At 71.6% G+C, this 21651-nt stretch carries 20 protein-coding genes and 1 tRNA gene; 13 read left to right on the top strand and 8 right to left on the bottom strand.

What is annotated here, in order from left to right:
* Positions 1 to 175 precede the first annotated feature (175 nt).
* Together AN218_RS25460 and AN218_RS25455 are read right to left on the bottom strand one after the other, a co-directional pair.
* The gene (locus tag AN218_RS25460; protein WP_070019264.1) at positions 176 to 922 is read right to left on the bottom strand and encodes a cache domain-containing protein; all 747 of its coding nucleotides are present in this window, start codon (positions 920 to 922) and stop codon (positions 176 to 178) included.
* Positions 923 to 944: 22 nt separating this feature from the next.
* Positions 945 to 1796, bottom strand: coding sequence for a FadR/GntR family transcriptional regulator (locus AN218_RS25455; protein WP_079132576.1), 852 nt, complete (start codon positions 1794 to 1796; stop codon positions 945 to 947).
* A gap of 123 nt (positions 1797 to 1919) precedes the next feature.
* Here AN218_RS25455 and AN218_RS25450 point away from each other — a divergent pair, with 123 nt between their 5' ends.
* From AN218_RS25450 to AN218_RS25435, 4 genes are all read left to right on the top strand, one after another.
* Complete coding sequence (locus tag AN218_RS25450; protein ID WP_070019259.1) at positions 1920 to 2987, top strand: ABC transporter ATP-binding protein; 1068 nt, start codon at positions 1920 to 1922, stop codon at positions 2985 to 2987.
* 134 nt (positions 2988 to 3121) lie between these two features.
* Positions 3122 to 4309 (top strand): ABC transporter substrate-binding protein, encoded by a 1188-nt coding sequence (locus AN218_RS25445; protein ID WP_171908789.1) that lies wholly within the window; start codon positions 3122 to 3124, stop codon positions 4307 to 4309.
* 112 nt (positions 4310 to 4421) lie between these two features.
* Positions 4422 to 5312, top strand: coding sequence for an ABC transporter permease (locus tag AN218_RS25440; RefSeq protein ID WP_070019257.1), 891 nt, complete (start codon positions 4422 to 4424; stop codon positions 5310 to 5312).
* Between the two features lie 27 nt (positions 5313 to 5339).
* Positions 5340 to 6155: an ABC transporter permease gene (locus AN218_RS25435; RefSeq protein WP_070019256.1), complete on the top strand. Its 816-nt coding sequence runs from the start codon at positions 5340 to 5342 to the stop codon at positions 6153 to 6155.
* 73 nt (positions 6156 to 6228) lie between these two features.
* Here AN218_RS25435 and AN218_RS25430 read toward each other — a convergent pair whose 3' ends face one another.
* The 4 genes from AN218_RS25430 to AN218_RS25415 form a co-directional block, all read right to left on the bottom strand.
* Positions 6229 to 7020 carry a hypothetical protein gene (locus AN218_RS25430; RefSeq protein WP_070019255.1) on the bottom strand — a complete coding sequence of 264 codons (792 nt, stop codon included), beginning with the start codon at positions 7018 to 7020 and terminating at the stop codon, positions 6229 to 6231.
* A 154-nt stretch (positions 7021 to 7174) separates the two neighbouring features.
* On the bottom strand, positions 7175 to 8527 hold the full coding sequence (locus AN218_RS25425) for a hypothetical protein (RefSeq protein WP_070019254.1): 1353 nt from the start codon (positions 8525 to 8527) through the stop codon (positions 7175 to 7177).
* A 293-nt stretch (positions 8528 to 8820) separates the two neighbouring features.
* The gene (locus AN218_RS25420; protein WP_244900700.1) at positions 8821 to 9498 is read right to left on the bottom strand and encodes a peptidoglycan-binding protein; all 678 of its coding nucleotides are present in this window, start codon (positions 9496 to 9498) and stop codon (positions 8821 to 8823) included.
* 404 nt (positions 9499 to 9902) lie between these two features.
* A complete protein-coding gene (locus AN218_RS25415) occupies positions 9903 to 10538 on the bottom strand; it encodes a TetR/AcrR family transcriptional regulator (RefSeq protein WP_079132575.1) in 636 nt (211 codons plus the stop codon).
* Between the two features lie 80 nt (positions 10539 to 10618).
* Here AN218_RS25415 and AN218_RS25410 point away from each other — a divergent pair, with 80 nt between their 5' ends.
* The 3 genes from AN218_RS25410 to AN218_RS25400 all read left to right on the top strand — a co-directional run bounded on the left by AN218_RS25410 (position 10619) and on the right by AN218_RS25400 (position 14216).
* On the top strand, positions 10619 to 11794 hold the full coding sequence (locus AN218_RS25410; RefSeq protein WP_079132574.1) for an oxygenase MpaB family protein: 1176 nt from the start codon (positions 10619 to 10621) through the stop codon (positions 11792 to 11794).
* 327 nt (positions 11795 to 12121) lie between these two features.
* Positions 12122 to 12358: a DUF5133 domain-containing protein gene (locus tag AN218_RS25405; protein ID WP_070019251.1), complete on the top strand. Its 237-nt coding sequence runs from the start codon at positions 12122 to 12124 to the stop codon at positions 12356 to 12358.
* A 253-nt stretch (positions 12359 to 12611) separates the two neighbouring features.
* Complete coding sequence (locus tag AN218_RS25400; protein ID WP_141747692.1) at positions 12612 to 14216, top strand: RNA polymerase sigma factor; 1605 nt, start codon at positions 12612 to 12614, stop codon at positions 14214 to 14216.
* A gap of 175 nt (positions 14217 to 14391) precedes the next feature.
* Here the strand turns inward: AN218_RS25400 and AN218_RS25395 are convergent.
* Positions 14392 to 14466: transfer RNA gene (locus AN218_RS25395), tRNA-Cys, on the bottom strand.
* A gap of 562 nt (positions 14467 to 15028) precedes the next feature.
* Between AN218_RS25395 and AN218_RS38935 the strand changes: the two genes are divergently transcribed.
* The 6 genes from AN218_RS38935 to AN218_RS25370 all read left to right on the top strand — a co-directional run bounded on the left by AN218_RS38935 (position 15029) and on the right by AN218_RS25370 (position 19985).
* Entirely contained in the window at positions 15029 to 15142 is a 114-nt protein-coding gene (locus AN218_RS38935) for a putative leader peptide (RefSeq protein ID WP_338059641.1), read from the top strand.
* A 317-nt stretch (positions 15143 to 15459) separates the two neighbouring features.
* A complete protein-coding gene (locus AN218_RS25390; protein WP_070019249.1) occupies positions 15460 to 16311 on the top strand; it encodes a glutathione S-transferase C-terminal domain-containing protein in 852 nt (283 codons plus the stop codon).
* 184 nt (positions 16312 to 16495) lie between these two features.
* A complete protein-coding gene (locus AN218_RS25385) occupies positions 16496 to 17224 on the top strand; it encodes a glycoside hydrolase family 75 protein (protein ID WP_070019248.1) in 729 nt (242 codons plus the stop codon).
* A gap of 491 nt (positions 17225 to 17715) precedes the next feature.
* On the top strand, positions 17716 to 18363 hold the full coding sequence (locus tag AN218_RS25380; protein ID WP_070019247.1) for an FMN-binding negative transcriptional regulator: 648 nt from the start codon (positions 17716 to 17718) through the stop codon (positions 18361 to 18363).
* Positions 18364 to 18375: 12 nt separating this feature from the next.
* Entirely contained in the window at positions 18376 to 19083 is a 708-nt protein-coding gene (locus tag AN218_RS25375) for a B3/B4 domain-containing protein (RefSeq protein WP_070019246.1), read from the top strand.
* Positions 19084 to 19343: 260 nt separating this feature from the next.
* Complete coding sequence (locus tag AN218_RS25370; protein WP_070019245.1) at positions 19344 to 19985, top strand: HAD family hydrolase; 642 nt, start codon at positions 19344 to 19346, stop codon at positions 19983 to 19985.
* Positions 19986 to 20167: 182 nt separating this feature from the next.
* On the opposite strand, the gene AN218_RS25365 is transcribed toward AN218_RS25370, so the two are convergent.
* Positions 20168 to 21610 carry an MFS transporter gene (locus AN218_RS25365; protein ID WP_244900702.1) on the bottom strand — a complete coding sequence of 481 codons (1443 nt, stop codon included), beginning with the start codon at positions 21608 to 21610 and terminating at the stop codon, positions 20168 to 20170.
* Positions 21611 to 21651 lie beyond the last annotated feature (41 nt).

Genomic DNA, 21651 nt, shown 5'->3' with positions numbered 1-21651 from the left:
GACCGTGGCGGAGGGGACGGGCGTGCTGCCGGGCCGGTGCGGCCAGGGCGTTCCGTGCGGACGGTGCGTTCCATACGGCCCATGATGGGCCCGCGTCACTTCGGCGGACGCCGAAGTGTGCGCCCGGTATCGCGGTAGCCCTCTCCGTCAGGGCCCGCCCGTCAGTCCCCGCCCGTCAGTCCCCGCCCGTGACCAGGATCAGCGGAAGGCCGCCGCACGCGCGCAGCGTCAGCCCCTCATGGGTCACGCGCCCGTCCGCGCTGTCTGCGCCGTCGCCGCTGTCTTCGCCCTCCGCGGGCCCGGACGGTACGGACGCGAAGTCCGGCCCCTTGAGCAGCGAGCCCGCCAGATACTGCGGATTCGTCGAAGCGGCCACGCGTCCGCGGGAGTTGACGAGGCACGCGGGCTCCGGGAGCCGCTGCAGAACCGGCATGACGGCCGCCTCGAAGTCGGGCAGATACACATCGGCGGCGCCCACGCCCGCGAACCGTCCGCCGACCGTCACCGGTGCCGAGAGCGTCAGGCTGTACTCGTCGGAGCACAGATAGTCCACGTACGGGCCCGCGACCGCCCGCCGGCCCGTGTCCCGGGCCAGCGCGTACCACTCCCAGTGCGTGTAGTCCGCGTACGCCGAGTGCTCCGGATCGAGGTCCAGCAGCAGCGGACGGATCTCGCCGCCCTGCCCCCGCTGCCACCACTCCAGCCACGCCTCCGCGTCGGCGAGCAGGCCCGGCGCGGCGACGAAGCCCGCGCCCGACATCAGCGCGAGCCGCTCCAGCCGCTCGCGCAGTCCGGGCCGGAGCGCGGCGAGGTCGGCGGTCGCCGGGGGTCTCTCCTCGGCCGCCACCCGGGCCAGAAGCGCCGCGGTCTCGGTCGTCGTCTCGGCCACCGCGTCGAAGACGCACTCCAGTGCGTCGCACACGCCCGCCGCCGCGGCGTCGTCGTCAAGGACGCGTGCCGCCCCGCCTCCCGCGGGCGCCGGACGCGCGTACGGAGGACGAGGAGGAGTCGGACTGCCGCCCACGGGCGCCCTCCTTGCTGTGCTGGCCGCCGGCCCGTACGGGCGAGCCGAGGCGGAGTTCGACCAGGCGCTTCATCGAGACCTGAACGCACTCCTCGGCATGGGCTCTTGCTTCTTCCGCCGCATCATCCTGCACCGCACAGATCACGGCGCGGTGACGATCGCAGACGTCTTTGAGATGCCTTTCCTCGCCGAGTACGAGACACACGAGCGCGCCCGCCTCGGCGTGCAGGCCCACCAGTTCGCGCGTCAGACGCGCCGACTGGGCCGCCGCGGCGAGTTCGACGTGGAAGCGTCCGTGCAGCCGGCCCCGCGCCGGCACCTCCGGAGCCTCGCTCAACTCCTCGACGGAACGGTGCAGTTGGCGCAGATCCTCGGGGCCGGTGCGCTGTGCCGCGAGGCGGGCGGCGGCACCGGAGACCGCCGTCCAGTGGTCGCCGAGGTCGCGCAGCTCCTCGGGGCTCCAGTCGTCGAGATGGGCCAGCAGCCGTTCCTCGACGGGGCCTTCGGGGACGGTGACGAAGCTGCCGCCGCCGCGTCCCCGGCGGGTGGTGACCAGTCCGCGCTGGCGCAGCGCCATCAGCGCCTCGCGCAACGTGACGGTGGAGACGCCGAGTTGGGCGGCGAGTTCGCTCTCGCCGGGCAACTGCTCGCCGTCCGCGAGCAGTCCGAGCTCGATGGCGTCGCCGAGGCGCCGTACGACGGCCTCGACGCGGGCCTGCGCGCCGATGGGCGTGAAGACGGTTCTTCGGGCGCCGTCTTGATCTCTCCTCACGGCCACCACCTTGTCAGTTGGCTCAGGCTTTACCCGAAGAGGGCTCGGGGACCCCTTGAAGCATGAACTATGACTTCATATATTTACCCGCCAACGACCACGGCGGCAGAAGGGTTCCCGTCCATGGAGGGAAAGGCCATCCGGTTGCGGGGCCTGCGCAAGGTCTTCGGCAGGACCGAGGCCGTCTCGGACGTCGATCTGGCCGTCTCCGACGGCGAGTTCTTCTCCATGCTGGGGCCCTCGGGCTCGGGCAAGACCACGGTGCTGCGCATGATCGCGGGCTTCGAGACGCCCACCAGCGGCACCGTCGAACTCGACGGACAGGACGTGACGGCCCTCGCGCCCTTCGAGCGCGACGTGCACACCGTCTTCCAGGACTACGCCCTCTTCCCGCATATGACGGTCGAGCAGAACGTCGCGTACGGGCTGAAGATCCGCAAGGTCCCCAAGGCGGACCGGCTGCGCCGGGCGGCCGAGGCCCTGGAGAGCGTCCGCCTCGAAGGCTTCGCCAAGCGCCGCCCCGCACAGCTCTCCGGAGGGCAGCGCCAGCGCGTCGCCCTCGCCCGCGCGCTCGTCACCCGTCCCCGTGTGCTGCTGCTGGACGAGCCGCTGGGCGCGCTCGACCTCAAGCTGCGCGAGCAGATGCAGATCGAACTCAAGGAGCTGCAGCGGGAGGTGGGCATCACGTTCGTCTACGTCACCCACGACCAGGACGAGGCGCTCACGATGAGCGACCGCATGGCCGTCTTCGACAACGGCCGCATAGAGCAGACCGGTACGCCCGCCGAAATATACGAGCGCCCGGCGACTCCCTTCGTCGCGGGCTTCGTCGGCACCTCCAACCTGCTCACGGGTGAGAGCGCCGAGCACGTCGTCGGCAAGGCGGGCACGTTCAGCGTCCGCCCGGAGAAGATCCGGGTGCTGAAGGAGACTTCGGACGGCACCGGGGGCGCGGACGGCGCCGCCGCGGCGCCCGAGCCCGGACACACCGCCGCCACGGGCACCGTCGCCGAGGTCGTCTACCTCGGGGACGCCACGCGCTTCCTCGTCGACCTCGACGCCGGCGGACGGCTCACCGCCGTCCAGCAGAACCTGGAGACCTCCTCCGAGGACGTCGCCGCCTACCGCGGCTCACGGGTGCGGCTCCAGTGGCACGAGCGGCACAACTTCCCTGTCACCGGGGCGACATGAGCACCCGTCGCCGCCGCGTCCCCTGACCCCTGTCCGTCGACTCCGCCCGTCCCGACGATCCCCGTACGCCCCGACCCCGTACCGCAGCCGCACTCACTCCGCCGCCCCGCCAACCGTGGGAGATCCACGTGCGCATGTCCCGATCGTTCAAGGCCCTCGCCGCGGCAGGCGCCCTGCTCCTGGCCGCCGCCTGCGGCTCCTCCGGCTCCTCGTCCTCCACCGGCGCCGTCGACCCGCCCGACCTCAAGCCGCAGAAGAAGCTCGGCAAGACCGAGAACGCGGTGAACCTCATCGCCTGGGCCGGCTACGCCGAGGACGGCAGCAACGACCCCAAGGTCGACTGGGTCACGCCGTTCGAGAAGAAGACCGGCTGCAAGGTCAACACCAAGACGGCCGCCTCGTCCGACGAGATGGTCAGCCTGATGAAGACCGGCCAGTACGACGCGGTCTCTGCCTCCGGCGACGCCTCGCTGCGGCTGATCGCCTCCGGCGACGCGGAGCCCGTCAACACCAAGCTCGTGCCCAACTACAAGGACATCTTCAAGGGGTTGAAGAACCAGGACTGGAACTCCGTCGACGGGAAGCCCTACGGCATTCCGCACGGACGCGGCGCCAACCTCCTCATGTACAACACCGAGAAGGTCAAGCCCGCCCCCGACTCCTGGTCCGCGGTCTTCGACGACGCCGGACAGCACAAGGGCAAGGTCACGGCGTACGACTCGCCGATCTACATCGCCGACGCCGCGCTGTATCTGATGAAGCACAAGCCCTCGCTGGGCATCAAGAACCCCTATGCCCTGGACCAGAAGCAGTTCGACGCCTCGGTGGACCTGCTGAAGAAGCAGAACGCCGACATCGGCGAGTACTGGAGCGATTACCTCAAGGAGATCTCCGCCTTCAAGAGCGGCGACTCCGTCGTGGGCACCTCGTGGCAGGTCATCCTCAACACCGCGCAGGACGAGGGCGCGAAGGTCAAGGCCGTGCTGCCCAAGGAGGGTTCGACGGGCTGGTCGGACACCTGGATGGTCTCCTCCAAGGCCAAGCACCCCAACTGCGCGTACAAGTGGCTCGACCACATCGCCTCGCCCGAGGCCAACGCCCAGGTCGCCGAGTACTTCGGCGAGGCACCGGCCAACGAGAAGTCCTGCAAGCTGACGGCGGACAAGAACCACTGCCGCGTCTACCACGCCGCGGACGAGCCGTACTGGAAGAAGGTCCACTACTGGACCACGCCCACGCAGCAGTGCCTCGACGGCCGCAAGGACGCCAAGTGCGTGCCGTACGCGAAGTGGGTCCAGGCCTGGACCGAGATCAAGGACTAGGCGCGACACGGCACTTGGCGCGACCGAGGGCCGGGACCGGCCGGGACCACGGACGAGAGCACAGACGAGAGCACAGACGAAAGCACGCACGAGGGCGAGGAGCAGGACACCGATGAGCGAGACCGAGCCGGCCGCCGGGCGCAGCACCGCCCGGCGGCTCGCCGGGGCCCTGCACCGCCGTCCCCGGCTGCAACTGTCACTGCTGCTCTCCGCGCCGCTGACCTGGCTGGTCCTGGCCTATCTCGGGTCGCTCACCGCGCTGTTCATGTCGGCGTTCTGGACGACGGACACCTTCACCTCCAACGTCGTGAAGGTCTGGTCGCCCGACAACTTCGTCACCCTCTTCACCACCGGCGTCTACCGGCAGGTGGCGCTGCGCAGCGTCGGCGTCGCCCTCGCGGTCACCGTCGTCTGCGTGGTGATCGCCTTTCCCGTCGCCTTCTTCACCGCGCGCGTCGCCGCGCCCAAGTGGCGTCCGCTGCTCGTCGTCGCCATCCTCACGCCGCTGTGGGCGAGTTACCTCGTCAAGGCGTACGCATGGCGGCTCATCCTCGCCGAGGGCGGACTGCTGGACTGGCTGCTCTCGCCGCTCGGCCTCGACGGGCCCGGGTACGGACTCGCCGCCACCGTCATGGTGCTGACGTATCTCTGGCTGCCGTACATGATCCTGCCCCTGCACACCGGCCTGGAGCAGATACCCGACAGCCTCCTCGACGCCTCCTCCGACCTCGGCGCCCGTACGGGACGCACCTTCCGCTCGGTGGTGCTGCCGGTGCTGCTGCCCTCGATCGCCGCCGGGTCCGTCTTCACCTTCTCGCTCAGCCTGGGCGACTACATCGCCGTGCAGATCGTCGGCGGGAAGACCCAGCTCATCGGGAACATCATCTACTCCAACATCACGCTGGACCTGCCACTGGCCGCGGCGCTCGGCACCGTCCCCGTGGTGATCATCGTCCTCTATCTGCTCGCGGTGCGCCGCACCGGCGCCCTGAGCAGCCTCTGACGGCACGAGACGCGAAGGCATCCGACGATGAAACTCTCCCGGCCCGCACGCATCACTCTGCGCGTCGCCGCCGTGCTCGGCTTCGCGGTCATCTATGTGCCGCTGCTGCTCGTCCTGGTCAACTCCCTCAATCCCGACCGCAGTTCGAGCTGGCCGCCGCCCGGCGTCACCTTCCACTGGTGGGCGGACGCATGGGGGAGCGCGGGCGCGCGGCACGCCCTGGTCACCTCGCTGAAGGCCGGAGCGGGCGCGACGGGCGCGGCGCTCGTGCTCGGCACGCTCGTCGCCTTCGCCGTGCAGCGCTTCCGCTTCTTCGGCCGGGAGGCGCTCTCGTTCGCGATCGTGCTGCCGATCGCACTGCCCGGCATCGTCACCGGCGTCGCGCTGAACACGGCCTTCCGTACGGTCCTCGAACCGCTCGGCGTCGGCCTCGGCCTGTTCACCGTCGTCGTCGGCCACGCCACCTTCTGCGTCGTGGTCGTCTACAACAACGTGATCGCGCGCCTGCGCCGGATGCCCGGAAGCTTCGAGGAGGCGGCCATGGACCTGGGCGCCAACACCTTCCGCGCCTTCACCGACGTCACCTTCCCGCTGGTGCGCTCCGCGCTCGTCGCCGGCGGACTGCTGGCCTTCGCGCTCTCCTTCGACGAGATCATCGTCACGACGTTCACCGCGGGGCCCGACACCCAGACGCTGCCCATCTGGATCTTCTCCAACATGGCGCGCCCGCAGCAGGCCCCGGTGGTCAGCGTCGTCGCGGCGGTGCTGGTGCTGCTGTCGGTCGTGCCGATCTATCTCGCGCAGCGGATGTCGTCGGACACGGCGTCCGGCAGCCGCATCTGAGCCGTCCGGCAGCCCTGTCTGAACCGTCCGGCAGCGGCGGGGATCCCGTCCGTACGACTGCCGCTTCCGCGGGTCAGAGCACGGGAGCGGTGCTCGGCTCCGAGCGTGTGCCGAGGGCGTCCAGCCGCTCGGGCATCGTCAGCTCCGTCAAGTGCCGCCAGCGGCCGCAGCGTTCGAGCAGGAACATGCCGTGGATGCCGGCGGCGAGCGAGGCCGTCTTGACCGCGGGCCAGTCCAGGAGACGTCCCATCTGGGACATCACCGACAGCGAGACGTCACGGTGCACGACGATCTCCGCGAGGGCGGTACGCCGCAGCGACCGCTGGATCGCCGCCCCGTGGCCCCCGGCGGTCAGCCGCAGCAACTCCTCGTGGCAGTACGCGAGATGGTTGTCCTCGTCGTTGCTGATCATCCGGATCGCGCGGCCGGTCTCCAGGTCCTCGTCGCAGCTCTCCAGCAGCATCGCCATCTGGTCGGAGGCCCGCTGCTCGGTGACCCTGCTGTGCGTCAGATAGACGATGACGTCGTGCTCGGTGAGCGGCTCGTCGCGGCGCAGCTTCTCGTGCATCAGACCGATGCCGCGCCGCTCCAGCAGCATCGTGTAGTCCGTCTCCAGCGGTACGGGCACGGGCTTGAGGCCGCGCTTCTTCAGCAGGGCGTGGAAGATCCGGCCGTGCTTGTCCTCGTCCGTGCCGTGCTTGGTGATCTTCGGCGCCAGGTCCCGCATGCTCTCCGGGACGAGCGCGGCGATCCGGGCGTTCTCCCAGCCGCCCTGCGCCTCGCCGCTCGCGGCGATCGAGCAGAAGAGCTGGAAGGAGCGGTCGTTCTCCAGGATCTCCCGGAACAGGCTTCGGGACGAGAGCATCAGTGCCACCTCCGTACGGCGTCCGCACCACCGAGTCAAAGCGGACCGCGGGCAACCGGCAACCGCGGCGCCGCTTCCGGTCTGCCAATCGAGTACGGCGTGCCTGACCGCGGCCGCCACGGGCCCCGGATGCGGTCCGGCACCCAGGCGCGGATCAGAAGCCTCCGCCGCCGAAGTCGCCGCCCCCGAAGCCCCCTCCGTCGCCGAACCCGCCGGTGCCGAAGTCGTCGCCGCCGCCGTCCCCGAATCCGCCGTCTCCGAAGCCTCCGTCGAAGCCCCCGTCCCCGTAGTCGCCGTAGCCCCAGGGCCCGAGGGCGCTCCCCAGCAGCGTGCCGGCCAGCAGCCCCGGCAGGATGCCGCCGCCGAAGTAGCCGCCCGCCCAGGGTCCGTAGACCGGTCCCGCCTCCCAGTACGGACGGCGCCCGTCCGGGGTGTCCACGGTGCGCGCCATCGGCTCCTCGCCGTACCGCAGCCGTGCCGCGTCCGCCGCGCAGACCGGCACCGTGCGCTCCGTGCCGCCGGGCGGCGCCCACCGCACGTCCTCCGTGGACGGCCCGTGGCGCGGGTCGAAGAAGCACGGCATGCGGCGCTCCGGCAGCGGTTCGCCCGCGCGCCGTGCCTCCAGCGTGGCGAGCGCGAAGCGCCCGTCCTCCAGGGACTCGGTGACAGGGCGTACCTCGCCGGGGCCGCGGGCGGCGTCCATCTTCTGCTTCGCATCGTCGTAGGAGTCGATGGCCCGGGTGTAGTCGGCGCGCATCGCGTCGTCCGAGCCGGACGCCTGCGGGTCGAAGCCGATGCGGTCCAGCTCCTCGCCGAAGGCCGTGATGTCCTCGTCCACCACGGGACGCAGCTTCTCCAGCTCCGCACGCTCCCGCTCCGCGCGGCGCTTACGGGCACGGCCGCGTACGAGGAACCCGCCCCCGGCGCCCAGGAGCAGCAGCACCACGAGGGCCCCCAGCACATAGCCGCCGCCCATGCCGCGGTCGGTTCCGCCGTTCCAGGAGGCGGGCGCGTCGCCGCGGGCGTCCGCGGTCGCCCCGTCGACGAACCGGTCGAGCTTCGCCTTCGTGTCGCCACCGGTGCCCTCGGCGGAGCGGCGCAGGTCGTTCACCCTGCCCTGCGGCATGACGGACCGGTCGGCGCCCGCCGCGAAGCGGTCGCCGAGCACGACCCCGTACACACCGCGGTCGCCGACCTGTGCGCGCAGATCCTGCAGCAGATTGCCCGGCGGGAACTCGCGGGCCTTCGGCAGCACGGCGATGAAGACCGGCTTGTCCGACTTCTTGATCTTGTCGGTGAGGTCCTTGGCGTCGGCGCCGGAGAGCCGGCCCGCGGCGCGCGGATCGACGTAGACGGGACCCTCCCGCAACGCGGCGGCCACCTCCCCGACGCTGTCCGCCCGGGGCGTCGCGCCCGCCGCGGGTGCCAGGGCGAGCACCGGTACGAGGACGGCGGCGAGAAGCGCGAGGACCACCCGCAGGGGGCTTGTTCGACGTATTCGGTCCATACGCCGTGAGTACCCCGGAAGGTCACGAGTGCACTGAATCCGCACGGTGTGCGGGCGGGGCCGGTCCGTGACCGGAGCCGGGGCGGGCACGGCCTGCGACGTCGTGTCACGCGTCCGCGGGGCCGCTGCTCCGTCTCCGTTGGGGGTCCCGCGAGGCGGGCGGAGGAGGCAGCGGCCCCGCTTCATATGGGGGGTGGAAAGCGGCCGTTGTGACGTCGGGACGCCGCGGACGACGTCGGACGCCGATGTGACGTCAGGGGCGCGACGTCAGGAGCGTGGCGTCAGAGGTGGCGTCACGGGATGGGGTCGACGCCGGGCCCTTCCTGGGCGAGCAGGTCGCGGGCGAACTGTTCCCACTGGGCGTACCGGTCGGGGAAGGCCGAACCCTGGACGGCCTGGCAGACGTCGCCGGGGGCCATGCTCTCCCAGCCGTCGATCTGGATCAGGCCGGGGTTGGAGCCGAACGGGGCGACGCCGTAGAAGGACTTGGAGGAGGTGGGGACGTCGGTGATCTGCTCCGGCGTGCCCCAGCCCGTGCTGGGACGCTGCTGGAAGATGCCGAGCGAGTCGTGGTCGACGGGCGTCGTGTAGTTGACGAACTTCGACTCCTGCATGGCCGTCATCAGCGCGATGACGATGCCCTGCTCGGGGATGTTCGCGCCCTTGCCGACGCCGATGACCGTACGGGCGTTGGCCAGCTCCTCCGGGCCGAGGTCGGCGGCCGTGCGGAAGACCTTGCGCAGTTCGCTGTCGGGGGCCTTCTGGAGCTGCTTGGCCGTGGACGAGTTGACCGAACCCGTCGCCTTGAGGCCGTGGTTGGCCTGGAACCACTTGATGCCGTGGCCGGCGTCCTTCGCCGAAGCGCCCGCGGCCGGCTCCGACGTGACGGCCCCGGCGACCGTCGGCGTGACGAGCAGGGCGCCCGCGGCGGCGATTGCGGCGGCTGTGATGGTTGCTCGTTTTCTGTTCATGCCGCGACACATTGACGTGTACACGTAAAACATGTCAAGAGATCACGAACCCGGCAAAAGCGATTGATGACGTATGTACCGAACGAGGCCGCTTTGTACGGAAGTTGATCCGGGTCCATGACGCCTCGGCCCGACGGGCGGCGGTCGGCGCGTGATGCCTGGTCCGCGGCGGGCGGCCGTCCGTCGGGTGGCGTGTGGTGCGGTGCTCTGTCGGCGTGCACACGCGCCACACGTATGAGCCGCCGTCCCTGTATGACATCCACGGGTGTGACACATGCCACTCCGTATGCCGCTTCGAATGCCACCCCGTATGCCGCTCCGGTCGCCTCAAGGCGGCCCGGACGGCCGGGTGTTCGGCGGGGGCGCACGAGGCGGGGGGCGCGGGGTCGGCGGACCCCGGAGTCTCACGCCGTGATGAGACCGGCCAGGGCCGAGACGAGGCGTTCCTTCGGGTACTCGGCCGGGCGTTCCAGCGTGAGCCGCGCGAACTCCTCGACGGTGACGACGAGAACGTGGGCGAGCACGCCCACGTCGAGACCGCCGGCGCCCCGCGACTCCAGCGCGGTGGAGAGCCCGCGCTCCACCCGCGCCCTGACGAGGTCGCGCGTCTCCTCGATGCGGTGGCGCACGACGGCCGGGGTGCCGTGGACCAGGCCGAGGACCGGCCGCCACACGTCGGGGTCGGCCGCCACGCAGTCCAGGAAGCGCGAGACGGACACCGTCAGCCACTCCTGGAGGTCCTCCGGTTCGCTCCCGCCGTCGAGGACCGCGACCGCCTGCTCGTACGCGCGGTTCCGGGTGCGCTCCAGCAGGGCGAGCATCAGCGCCTCCAGGCCGTCGTACGCGCTGTAGACGACCGGTCTGGTCACCCCCGCCTCCTGGGAGATGGCGCCGACGGAGACCTGGTCGTACCCGTCGCGCACCACGATCCGCAGCGCGCAGTCCAGCAGATGTTCCCGGCGCTGCTCGGGCCGCATGCGGGGGGCGTAGCGGCGTCGGGGCGTAGCGGCGGACGGGGTGGTGGAGGTGCCGGATGCCATGGGGCGAGGGTACTTCTCACGAAAGCTACTCCCATGTAAATTTCGTTGTGCCCCGGAGCCGCAAGGAAGCGAGTACGCCCATGCCGGAGAAGACGGCGGAGAAACAGAAGCAGACGAGGCCCCAGCAGACGAGGCCCCTGCGCTCGTACCTCCGATTCAGGTCCCGCAAGGGATGGCGGAACCACTTCCCGCCCCACGACGACTACGGGTTCTTCGGGCCGGGGTCGGTCTCGTGGAAGGTCTGGGGACACCCGACGTCGTACGTCCTCGGCTTCGCCCGCTCGGTCACCATCGAGCACCTCGACCCGAACCTGGCCGCCGCCGTCGTGCAGTCCGGCGGGGTCAAGTACCGCCCGCACACCCGCTACGGGCGCACCATGCACTACTTCTCGCTGATGGCGTTCGGGGCGACCTACCCCACGGCGAAGGCGGCCGACGTCCTGGTCAAGGTGCACTCCAAGGCCATCGGCAACGACCCGGTCACCGGCGACACCTACGACGCCAACCGGCCGTCGTCGCAGCTCTGGATCCATATGACGGCCTGGCACTCGATCCTCTACTGCTACGAGAAGTTCGGCCCCGGGGCGCTGAGTTCACAGGAGGAGGAGCAGTACTGGGCCGAGTGTGCGCGCTCCGCCGAACTCCAGACCATCGATCCGCGGACGGTGCCGCGCAGCCGTGCCGCCGTCCGCGAGTACCTCGAGAACTGGCGCCCGCACCTCGCCGCCTCCGAAGCCGCGCAGGACATGGTGGACTTCATCCTGCCGCTGGACGTCGCCCTGCCGCCCAACCTCAGCCGGGCCGGGCGCATCGCGGTCGCACCGGTCGTGTGGATGCTCAGCAAGGGCGTGGCCGCCACGTACCCGAAGTACATCCGCAAGATGTTCGGCGTGCGCCAGGGACCCGTCATGGACGCGCTGGCCGTGGTCCTCAACAAGGGCTACCACGCCCTGCTCTACCGGTCGTTCACGATGAAGTTCTTCATGATGAACCTCCTCGCGCCCGGCGCCATGCAGGTCGCCGCGCCGGCGATCCTCGGGATACCGGCGAAGAACCCGGTCACGATGACGCCGCGCGAGGCCCAGCAGAAGTACGGCTTCGCCGAACCGGCCGACGCACACCCGGACTTCCGGGCCCGGCAGCACGAACGGGTCTTCGGCAAGGGCGAGAAGCCCAGCGACGAGGGCCTGAACGAATCCCAGCAGCACTTCGGCGCGCTGAACGCCGGGGACGTCCGCAGGGATGCGGCCGCCTGACGGGCCGGGCGGGCGGGCGGCGTCCAAGACCGGCCCCCGGTCCCGTAGCCGGCTGTTACGTCCGCATCCGGGTCCGTCGCCGGGGCCGCCGCCGGGCGGTCACCGGGCGGTCACGGGTGGTCCGGTTGCCGCCGGGGCGCTCCTCGGGACACTGGAGGATGGAAGGACGAAGCGGTCACCCCGGGCATTTCACGCCAGGCCGTGTCCCTGTCCCGTACGGGCCCGTGCAGATCCGTAAGGGCTCATACGGGACAGGGATCCGCACGGGTGCGCTCAGGCCGCCGAGCAGCCATGGCCGCCATGGCGTGACGACGGAAGGAACGACCCATGCTGAAGGCCCACCCCGCCGTGCTCAGGGATCTCCTCACCCGGTACGAGACCCTCCGCGACGCCGCCGAGGACGGCGCCGACGAGGGCGCGGAGTCCCGCCGTCGCCTTGAGGACGTCTCGTACACCCTGTGCATACTGACCGGCACGCGCCACATCGACGCCGCGGTCAGCTCCGCGCGTGACGACCTCGCCCGGCGCGGGGCACGGGACGCGACGACGACGCCGGTGCGCTGAGCGGCGGGGGCGCGGGGTCACGGAGACACGGGGTCGCGGGGCCGCGAGCTTGAGGGAACGGCGGGCTTTACGGGGCCCGTTGCGCCGCGTCGAAGCGGCGGCAGGGGCCGGGCGGGGGCGGCGAGCGGCCCGTGACGGTCTCAACTGTGCATCACGGCAGGTCCCGACGGCTTTCCTCCCTTCCCGAGCGGTTCGCCCATCGACCACAATGGGCGGCTCGCTCACAAGGCAAAAGGGAAGGCGCGGGTGACATATGCCAGGGAAGCGCGAAGCGTCACGCAACTCCGGTGCGGATCGCGCCGAGTTGACGGACGAGCCCGGTGCGACGACCGCGTACGACGGTCTGTTCCGGCAGCACCGTTCCGCTGTCTTCTCCTACGCCGTCGCCTGCTGCTGCGACACGAAGTCCGCCGAGGCCCTCACATCGGAGGCGTTCGCGCGCGCCGTGCAGGCGCGGCGCGGCGGCGGCCCCGTCCTCGCCTGGCGGCCTCAACTGCTGGTCTTTGTCCGCCGCACGGCCGCCGAGTGGGCGGCCACGAGCCGCCGCGCCGACCTCTCTCCCGACTTCCTCCAGTGGTACGAGCACACCGTCGCGGGAGGCACCGCCGACGGTGCCGCCGACGAGGGCGGCATGGCGCGGCTGGAGGAGGAGCGCGTCGTGCTCCGGGCGTTCCGCGCGCTGCCCGAGCGCTGGCAGACCGTGCTGTGGCACACCGCCGTCGAGGAGGAACCGGCCGACAAGGTCGGCGTCCTGCTCGGCATCCTGCCCGGCAGCGTCGGGCAGTTGGCCTCGCGGGCCCGGGACGGGCTGCGCGAGTCCTACCTCACGGCGTACGACGAGTCCGGGGCCGAGGGGGGCGAGTGCCACCACTACGCGGCGCTGCTCGCCGCCGCCGTTCGCGGCGCCGGGCTGCGCGCCGACGACGACCTCGGCCGGCATCTGCGGGAGTGCGGCCGCTGTCGCCGCGCCCAGGACGAACTGGCCGACCTCGACCGGCGGTTGGGCGCCACGCTCTCCTCCGGCGTACTGCTGTGGGGCGGCTCCGCGTACGTCGCCACGCGCCTCGCCGAGGCGGGGACGGCCGGCGGCAAGGAGAAGAACGCGGACGCGGAGCGGAGTTCACACGCCTGGTACCGCGGGCTGAGGAGTCTGTCGCTGCCCGCGGCGGTGCTCGCCGGCTCGCTCGTCGCCGCGGCGGGGCTCATCGTCTATCTGATTCCGGTGACATCGCTGTCGGACGACGAACCGCCCGGCACCTCCCTCCAGGTCGTCAGCGGCCCCCCGGAGACCGTCGTCAAGGACGGCCCGACCATCACCTCCACGGCCACTCCCGCCCCGTCGGCCACCGCCTCCGGCCACGCGCCCCGACTCCCGGAGCAGCCGGGGGACTTCACCTCCCTGAGTCTGCGCTCCGACCAGTCGCTGGGCGCCGCCCAGGCCGGTACGGACACCGTCACGCTGGCCGCCACGACCGGCAACCACGACGGCAGGCCACACGATCCGGTGACCTTCGTACGGGAGGGCGTCACCGCCCAGTACCGCGGCGGGACCACGCGGTTCGACCTGTCCGTCGACTCGGGCACGACCATCGGCAACGGGCCGCAGGTCCGCATCTCCTACGACCTGACCGGCAACGGGAGTTGGGACCGCGTGGAGACCTACCGCTACTTCGAGAGCGACGCCGCGCCCGGCTTCGAGCACTACACCCACACCCGCGGTCTGACACCGGGCACCACGGGGACCTTCGGCGATCTGGCGGAGGGACGCGTCAAGGTCGAACTCTGGGACGCCATCGGCGCCGGCGCCAGCACGGTGCGTACGGGCAAGGGCTCCTTCATCAGGATCCCGTTCTCCTGACGCGTGCGCGTATGCGTGCGCGTACGCGTCAGGCGGTACGTGGAACGCGGAGGCGTACGAGGGGAGTCGGGCGCGGGGCGGTCCGCGGCGGGTACGTGGGCGCGGCGCGGAGGGCGCTGCGCGGACGTCGAAGCACCGTCCGGCCGGTACGGGCGCACGCGGCCGGACGGTGCGGTGGAGGCCGTGGCGGGATTCGAACCCACGTAACTCGCTTTGCAGGCGAGCCCCTGAACCACTCGGGCACACGGCCGGGCCTCTCCGGTCACTCGACTCTAGGCAGGCCGTGCGCCGGGCGGGAAGGGTGTGCCGTGGTCTGCCGGAAGACCGCAATGTGCTGTTCATGAGCGGGGTGGTGGGGGCGGGGCGAGCGGGACGGGGGGAGTGGCGGTGGCGGCGGTGGCAGCGGTGGGCGTTCAGGCGGCGGAGGTCGGGCGGCAGAGGCCAGGCGGCAGCGTTGAGAGGGCAACGTTGAGAGGACAGCGGTCGGGTGGCAGCGGTCAGATGACAGATTTCAGATTCTGTCAGCCGTCAGCCGTCAGCCGTCAGCCGTCAGCCGTCAGCCGTCAGCCGTCGCCTGTCGGCACGCTCGTACGCGTCCCGCATCCCAGCCGTACCCGGCTCGCATGCCGAACCGGCTACCCGAACCCGCGCTCGCGTCCGTACCCGTCCTGCCACCCGCGCCCACACCCGCACCCGCCGCCCCCTCGCCGAAGTGTGGCCGGAGGCGGCCTTGACCGGATGCCTCGTGGCCGCCGAGAATTTCCGGTACCAGCCAAGACAGGGCGTACAAACCCGACTTGAGGCGGATTGCGATGACTCGTGCGGGCAGGGATGCCACCCGTGACGTCTTCCGCACGTGGATGCTGACGTCCCGCCGCCACATCGATCTGCTGCGGGTGTGCAGCGCAGTCAGTCCGCTGTACTGACGCTCCTCCGCTCCCGGCTGTTCCCGGTCCGTACCCGGCTGTTCCCGGCCGTCCGGCTGTCGCCGTACGCCCGGGTGCCGCGCCGCCGGCCGACTGTCGACTCCCGGGTGCCCCGCGGCGCTTCCGCCGCTTCCGGCGTGCGCTGCCGCACCCCCGCAGTCGTCCCCCGTACTCGTCCCGTACTCGTCCCGTACTCGTCCCAGTCCTCCGCGCCTCAGCACTCAGCACCTCAACGCCGCAGCTCCGCCTGCCCGTTGTCCGCGCGAGCACCCCGTGTGCCCGGCGCGGCGGACAGGCCGCTACCCCGAGGGAGAGCCATGTCCAGGACGACGCCCGTCACCCCGTACTCGATCCGTACCAGGATCGGCCGCGACGCGAGCAGCGGCTTCTACGCCGTACCGCACCGCTACCGGCTGCATCTGTCGCTGTCCTGTCCGGACTGTCTGCGCATCGCGATCACCCACGCCCTGCTCCGGCTCGACGACATCCTCCCGCTGACCCTGCTCCCGGAGCACCCGGACGACGACGGCCGCGCCGCGCTCCAGCAGATGTACGAGGCGACCCGGCACGGGAGCGGGCGGCCCGCCACCGTGCCCGCGCTGAGCGACAGTTGGACGGGGCGGATCGTCAGCAACCACGCTCCCGACATCCTGCGCGACCTCGCCACCTGGTTCCGCGGGCCCGGCGCCGTCGATCTGCACCCGGCGCACGCCGAGAGCGAGAGCGGGATCCTCACCAGGATGCTGGACGAGGAGATCACCGCCGCCGTCCAGCCCGCCTGCCGCGGCGAACGCGTCGACGGCGAGCGGCTGGAGACGCTGTTCGCCGCGCTGGACGACCTTGAAGCGCGGCTGGCCGTGCGGCCGTATCTGCTGGGAAAGTCGCTGACGGCCGCCGACGTCCATCTCTGGGTCACGCTGCTGGAGTTGGACACGGTGCACCGGCCGCATCTGGACGCGTCGGCGGTACGCCGGATCGCCGCCCGGCGGCGGCTGTGGGAGTACGCGCGGCGGCTCTGCGACCAGCCGGCCTTCCACCGCCATCTGCGGGCCGAGGAGGTCGCCCGGCGGCACGGGCGGCGGTGCCGCGGAGCCGAACCGGCCGGTGGTGAGGGGCAGTTCGGCGAGGGGCGGTTCATCGACTGGACGTCGTCGCGGGCGGCCGTCTGACGCCCCGCCCGGAGCCGGTCCGGGAGCCGAGGGCCCCACGTCGCACCCGGGGCGGGGCCCCGTGCCCCGGTGCAGCTCAGGAAGGTTTCCTAACGAATGGCTTGTTGAGGCCATGCCAGGGTCAGTAGGTTCGCCTACCGAGAACGGGCAGATGCGTCGACACCGAGAAGGATGTGCCCCCCACATGCGCAAAAGCCTCATAGCCGCCATCGGCGGATCCGGAGTCTTCGTCGCGGCAGCGCTGCTGATCCCCTCGGCGGTCGCGTCTCCGGGCGATGCCACCGCACACGACCAGGCCGGCCACGCCGCCGCCAAGGACACCAGGGAAGGCTCGGTCAGCGCCGACGACCTGCTGGCCAAGGTGAAGGACTGCGACCAGATCTCGAACGGCAAGTACAAGCCGGACGAGGACGGTTCGGCGACGGTCCCGGTCTGCGACGCCGACAGCGCCGTGTTCTGGAAGGCCGACCTGGACGTCGACTGCGACGGCCAGGAGACCGAGCAGTGCAACCTGGACACCGATCCCGCCTACCAGGACGACACCGCCTTCCACACCTCCGACGGTCAGCCGCTGGACGCCGCGAAGACGCCGTACGTCGTTCTGCCGGGCAAGAGCGACATCTGGGACTACAGCGACTCCGGGCTGGAGGGCGGCAGCATCGTCGCCGTCATCAACGGCGACAAGGTCGAGTACGCCGCCGTCGGCGACATCGGTCCCGAGGAGGCCATCGGCGAAGCCTCCTACGCCGCCGCCGACGCGCTCGGCATCGACCCCGACCCGGCCACCGGCGGGGCGGACGACGGCGTCACCTACATCGCGTTCAAGAACTCCAAGACGGACGCGATCGAGGACCACGACAAGACGGTCGAGCTGGGCGACAAGCTCGCCCAGGACTTCGTCAACGGAGGCTGACCCTCTGGCAGTCGGCGCCCGTCCCGCCCGGGACGCGGCCCCGCGGTCTTCCCGCGGCCCCTCTCTCCGTCACCGGTGGGAGGGGCCGTTGCCGTTGCTGCTGCCGTCGCGCTCGCGTGCCGGCGCTCCGACTCTCCCGCCGGGCGGACGCGGGCCGTTCAGGTCCGTCGAGCAGAGCGGACACCGAGATCCGGCGCGAGCGCACGGAGGGCCGCCGCGGGGACGGCGTCTGTCCCGGGCACGGGATTGATCTCCGTACTGGCGGCCGTCTTGAGCGCTGAACGCGGTCGCCGGACCCGTCGGTTGACGACGTACGGTCGCTTCACCGTACGGTCCGGTCGTTCCGTCGTTCCGTCGTTCCGTCGTTCCGTCGTTCCGTCGAGGACGTCACGTGTCCGCTTCGTCGCCGGCCCTGGGCGGCCCTCCCTCCGCCGCCGTTCCTGCCCCCGTTCCCGCCCGCCCGTCGTCCCTCACGCCGAAGGAGAACCCGTATGTTCATCCATCCCTGGGACGCCGCCCTGGACGAGAACGAGTGGCAGAACTGGCTCGCCGACGGGCACGACTTCGGCCAGCTCAGCGTCAACGGCCTGCCAGGGCAGGCGCCCGTGGTCGTCCCCACCCACTTCGTCGCCGACGACGGCCGGCTGCTCGTCCATCTGGCCCGGCCCAACCCGGTCTGGAAGGCGATCGAGCACGACCCGGACGTCACCTTCAGCGTCATCGGCGACTACGCGTTCATCCCCGGCACATGGCGCGCCAAGCCCGGAGTCCCGGCCACCGACGGCGTGCCCACCAGCTACTACGCGGCCGTCCAGTTCACCTGCCGCGCCCATGTCGTCGACGACCCCGAGGCCAAGGCCGAGTTGCTGCGCCGGCAGTTGGCGCACTTCCAGCCCGACGGCGACCACGCGGCCGTCGAGGCCGACCGGCCGCCGTACGGGCGGATGCTCTCCGGCATCCGCGGCCTGCGTCTCGATGTCACCGCCGCCGTGGCCAAGTTCAAGTACGACGACCAGAAGCCGGTCGAGCACCGTACGTCCGTCGCGGACCGTCTCACCGCGCGCGGCGACGGGCTGGACGTGCCCGCCGCCCGTCAGCAGCGCCGCCGTCTGGACCGCATCGGTCCCTGGACGTCCTGACAGGAAGAGGCCATGACCACCTTCCATCTCACCCCCGCCGTCGCGGACGCCTTCCCCGGTACCCGTATCGCCGTGATCGGCGCGAGCGGTCTGCGCGGCCGCGAAGCCTGGCCCGACACCACGGCCGCCCTGGAGGAGCTGGAGTCCCAACTCGCCGACGGCGCCTGGCAGCCCGCCGACGAGAGCGATCCGCGCATCGAGTCCTGGCACACCGCCTACCGCGCCTTCGGCACCAACCCGCGCCGCGTCCGGCCCAGCGTCGACGCTCTCGGCCGCCGTATGGCCAAGAAGGGCACGCTGCCGCGCATCAACCCGGCCGTCGACTCCTACAACGCCGTCTCCGTCCGCCACGGACTGCCCGCCGGCGCCTTCGACCTCGACCGCGTCACCGGCGGCGTCGGGATCCGATACGCGGACGGGAGCGAGGAGTTCACCCCGCTCGGCGAGCCCGGCACCGTCGAGAACCCCAAGCCCGGCGAGGTCGTCTACACCGACGGCGCCGGCGTGCTGACCCGGCACTGGAACCATCGCGACGCCCACCGGACGCGCGTCACCGAGGACTCCGCCCGCGTCGCCTTCCTCATGGAGACCCTGCACGCCGACCGTGACGGCGACCTGCTGACGGCCGCCGCCGGCGAACTGCGCCGACTGCTCGACGCACACGCCGAGTCGACCACCGTGCACTACCTCGGTGCGGCACATCCGCACGCCGTGGCCTGACGGCGGTCCGTACGGCTCGTACGGTCCGTACGGCCCCTGCGGGACGACGGTCCGGACGACGAACCGGCGACGGTCCGGACGCTCGGCCGCGGCGAACTCCGCGAGTGATCCGTGTGGTTCGGGGGTATGGGGGTCGAGCGGTGGCAGGAAGCACGTGCTTCCGACACGCGAGACGCACGCGGCGATCCCGCGTTTTCGCGTGTCATGCCCCGGACATGCACGCATCGTGTGATGCGTCCCGATGGAAAGGCGCCGACGCCATGAACAGACCCGCCTCCCGCAGCATCCTCCGTACCGGCCTCGCGATCGGTGCCGTACTGGCGTCGCTACCGCTGGCCACCGCGGCCGGCGCGACCGAGCACCCGGCCGGGCACCCGGCCGAGTCGCACGAGGCGGCCGACGGGGCACGGGCCGCGGACCGGCACGGCTGCGCCGTCGTCTGGTTCGACCTGGGCGAGACCCTGGTGCACACGGCGGAGGACGAGAGCACCGCCTATATGCCGGGTGCGGCGGCCTACCTGCGCGAGCTGCGGGAGCGGGACATCGAGGTCGGCCTGATCACCAACGTCCCGCCCTCCTGGGGCGACACCGACGCCAAGCGCGCGGCGGCCCTGAAGAAGGAGGTCGACAAGACCTGGAAGGGCTCGACTCCCTTCGCGTGGAAGGACTTCGGCGACCGGATCCTCACCCCCCGTACCGAGGCGGAGAGCAAGCCCGCGCCCGCGCTGTGGGAGCGCGCCAAGAAGAACGCGGACGGCTGCCGCCTCGTCTACCAGGCCGAGACCGCCGAGGAGACCGACGCCGCCGCCGAGCTGGGCTATGTCGCCTACCAGGTCGGGCAGCCCGACCGCCCCGCCTTCCTGCCCGCCCGCGTGATCGAGCACCTCGCCGACGGCTCCTGAGCGAACGCGGACCGCGACCGCGACGGCCACATGCGACAGCGGCGTACGGGAGTNCCACATGCGACAGCGGCGTACAGGAGTCACTCCCGTACGCCCGCCGCGGCCCGCTCCGCACGCCCGCGCCCCGTACATACCGGGGGGCGCGGGCGTGCGCGCGTTCTACGTCCCTACGCCCCTAGCCCCTACGCCCCTACGTCCCGGCCCCCGGGGTGCACGCCGGTCACCGCGTCACCGCTCGCGGAGCTGCCGGCCGCGGCCCCGGCCGGTACGGCACGCTCGCGCCCCTCGCGTACGGGGCCCGTCTCCGCCGCCCGGACTGCGGGCGCGGGCGCCGACGCCGACGCCCGTCTGCGCAGGACGAGTTGGAAGGCGCCGAGCAGGACCGCCGTCGCCAGGGCGCTGTGCCAGAGCAGTTCGTCGAGGTGTCCGGCGGAGAGGTACGCGCCCACGGCGACCGCCGCCAGCGCGCACACCGCACGGTCCACGATCGACTCGACCGACAGCAGCGTGGTGCGCGGGGCGTCGGCCGGTACGGCGTCGTTGACCAGCTTGCGCTGCACCGGGTAGGCGAAGCCGGTCGCGGCGGCGAACAGACAGAGCAGGGCGACCACCGTCCACGGCCCGCCGAGGGTGATGCCCGCCAGGGTGCCCGCGAGCGCGAGGCTGAGGACGGAGACCCACGCCACCGGACTCAGCCGGCGGCTGAGCCACTGCGGACGCGCCGAACCCACGGCCTCCGCGACCGTCATCGCGGCGAGCACCCCGCCGTGCGAGGACTCCCCGATGCCGTGGTCGAGCAGGATCGGCTGGAAGAGGTTGACCTGGCAGATCCGGGACAGCGTGAAGACGCCCACGCCCTGCACCATCACAAGCGCCAGCCACGGCGAGGACGCCACGCAGCGCAGTGCGGCCTTCGCCTCGCGCAGCGAGGTGCCGCGTCCGCGGCGCCGTGCTCCCCGTACCCGGCCCGCCCTGCCCGGTGAACTCGCCCCGGACGACGGGTCGTTGCCGTTTCCGCCGTCCGTACCGGATCCGGCAGTGGCCAGCCGCGGCAGTGCCACGACGCAGATCAGCGAGCCCGCCGCGCTCGCGGCGCTCAGCACATACGGGGCGGGGTGGGCGAGCGCCATCAGCGGCCCGACCAGCGGCCAGCAGACCACCTTCGCGGCGAGGCCCAGCGCACGCGCCGTGCCCTCGGCCTTCAGATAGTGCTCGTCGCACCCCTCGGCGCGCAGCCCGTCGTACAGATACGCGCTGGCGGCCCCCGAGGTGAGGGAGCGGCCCGCGGCGATCGCGAGGAAGTGCAGCAGAAAGCCGCTGTAGGACGGGCTGAAGACCGGCGCGAGGTTCGCCGCCGTCATCACGACGGCGCCGGCCCGCAGACAGTTGCGGGCGCCGATGCGGTCGGCGATCAGCCCGGTCGGGATCTCGAAGAGGCAGAACGCCACGTAGTAGATGCTCTGGATGCCGAAGATCTGCCCGTCGGAGAGGCCCGCCTCCTTCTGGTACGCGTAGAAGACCGGCATCCACCACAGCAGGTTGAACAGAAGCTGGAAGCCGTAGTTGAGGCGGATGATGCGGCGGGCGACGGGAGTCGGGACGCCGGACGTCACATCGGCCGGCACGGCGGTCGCGGTGCCCGCGGCGGAGCGCCGGCGCAGGCGCG

This window comes from Streptomyces nanshensis (assembly GCF_001751255.1).
Lineage (GTDB): Bacteria > Actinomycetota > Actinomycetes > Streptomycetales > Streptomycetaceae > Streptomyces > Streptomyces nanshensis_A.
Note: the sequence above shows the minus strand (reverse complement) of the source record. Positions and strands in the feature narration are given on the sequence as shown.

What these genes read in the sequence shown, in the direction of transcription:
- AN218_RS25450 (WP_070019259.1), top strand. Translation starts at nt 1,920, where the DNA reads ATGGAGGGAAAGGCCATCCGGTTGCGGGGCCTGCGCAAGGTCTTCGGC.
- AN218_RS25445 (WP_171908789.1), top strand. Translation starts at nt 3,122, where the DNA reads ATGTCCCGATCGTTCAAGGCCCTCGCCGCGGCAGGCGCCCTGCTCCTG.
- AN218_RS25440 (WP_070019257.1), top strand. Translation starts at nt 4,422, where the DNA reads ATGAGCGAGACCGAGCCGGCCGCCGGGCGCAGCACCGCCCGGCGGCTC.
- AN218_RS25435 (WP_070019256.1), top strand. Translation starts at nt 5,340, where the DNA reads ATGAAACTCTCCCGGCCCGCACGCATCACTCTGCGCGTCGCCGCCGTG.
- AN218_RS25430 (WP_070019255.1), bottom strand. Translation starts at nt 7,020, where the DNA reads ATGCTCTCGTCCCGAAGCCTGTTCCGGGAGATCCTGGAGAACGACCGC.
- AN218_RS25425 (WP_070019254.1), bottom strand. Translation starts at nt 8,527, where the DNA reads ATGGACCGAATACGTCGAACAAGCCCCCTGCGGGTGGTCCTCGCGCTT.
- AN218_RS25420 (WP_244900700.1), bottom strand. Translation starts at nt 9,498, where the DNA reads ATGAACAGAAAACGAGCAACCATCACAGCCGCCGCAATCGCCGCCGCG.
- AN218_RS25415 (WP_079132575.1), bottom strand. Translation starts at nt 10,538, where the DNA reads ATGGCATCCGGCACCTCCACCACCCCGTCCGCCGCTACGCCCCGACGC.
- AN218_RS25410 (WP_079132574.1), top strand. Translation starts at nt 10,619, where the DNA reads ATGCCGGAGAAGACGGCGGAGAAACAGAAGCAGACGAGGCCCCAGCAG.
- AN218_RS25405 (WP_070019251.1), top strand. Translation starts at nt 12,122, where the DNA reads ATGCTGAAGGCCCACCCCGCCGTGCTCAGGGATCTCCTCACCCGGTAC.
- AN218_RS25400 (WP_141747692.1), top strand. Translation starts at nt 12,612, where the DNA reads ATGCCAGGGAAGCGCGAAGCGTCACGCAACTCCGGTGCGGATCGCGCC.
- AN218_RS38935 (WP_338059641.1), top strand. Translation starts at nt 15,029, where the DNA reads ATGACTCGTGCGGGCAGGGATGCCACCCGTGACGTCTTCCGCACGTGG.
- AN218_RS25390 (WP_070019249.1), top strand. Translation starts at nt 15,460, where the DNA reads ATGTCCAGGACGACGCCCGTCACCCCGTACTCGATCCGTACCAGGATC.
- AN218_RS25385 (WP_070019248.1), top strand. Translation starts at nt 16,496, where the DNA reads ATGCGCAAAAGCCTCATAGCCGCCATCGGCGGATCCGGAGTCTTCGTC.
- AN218_RS25380 (WP_070019247.1), top strand. Translation starts at nt 17,716, where the DNA reads ATGTTCATCCATCCCTGGGACGCCGCCCTGGACGAGAACGAGTGGCAG.
- AN218_RS25375 (WP_070019246.1), top strand. Translation starts at nt 18,376, where the DNA reads ATGACCACCTTCCATCTCACCCCCGCCGTCGCGGACGCCTTCCCCGGT.
- AN218_RS25370 (WP_070019245.1), top strand. Translation starts at nt 19,344, where the DNA reads ATGAACAGACCCGCCTCCCGCAGCATCCTCCGTACCGGCCTCGCGATC.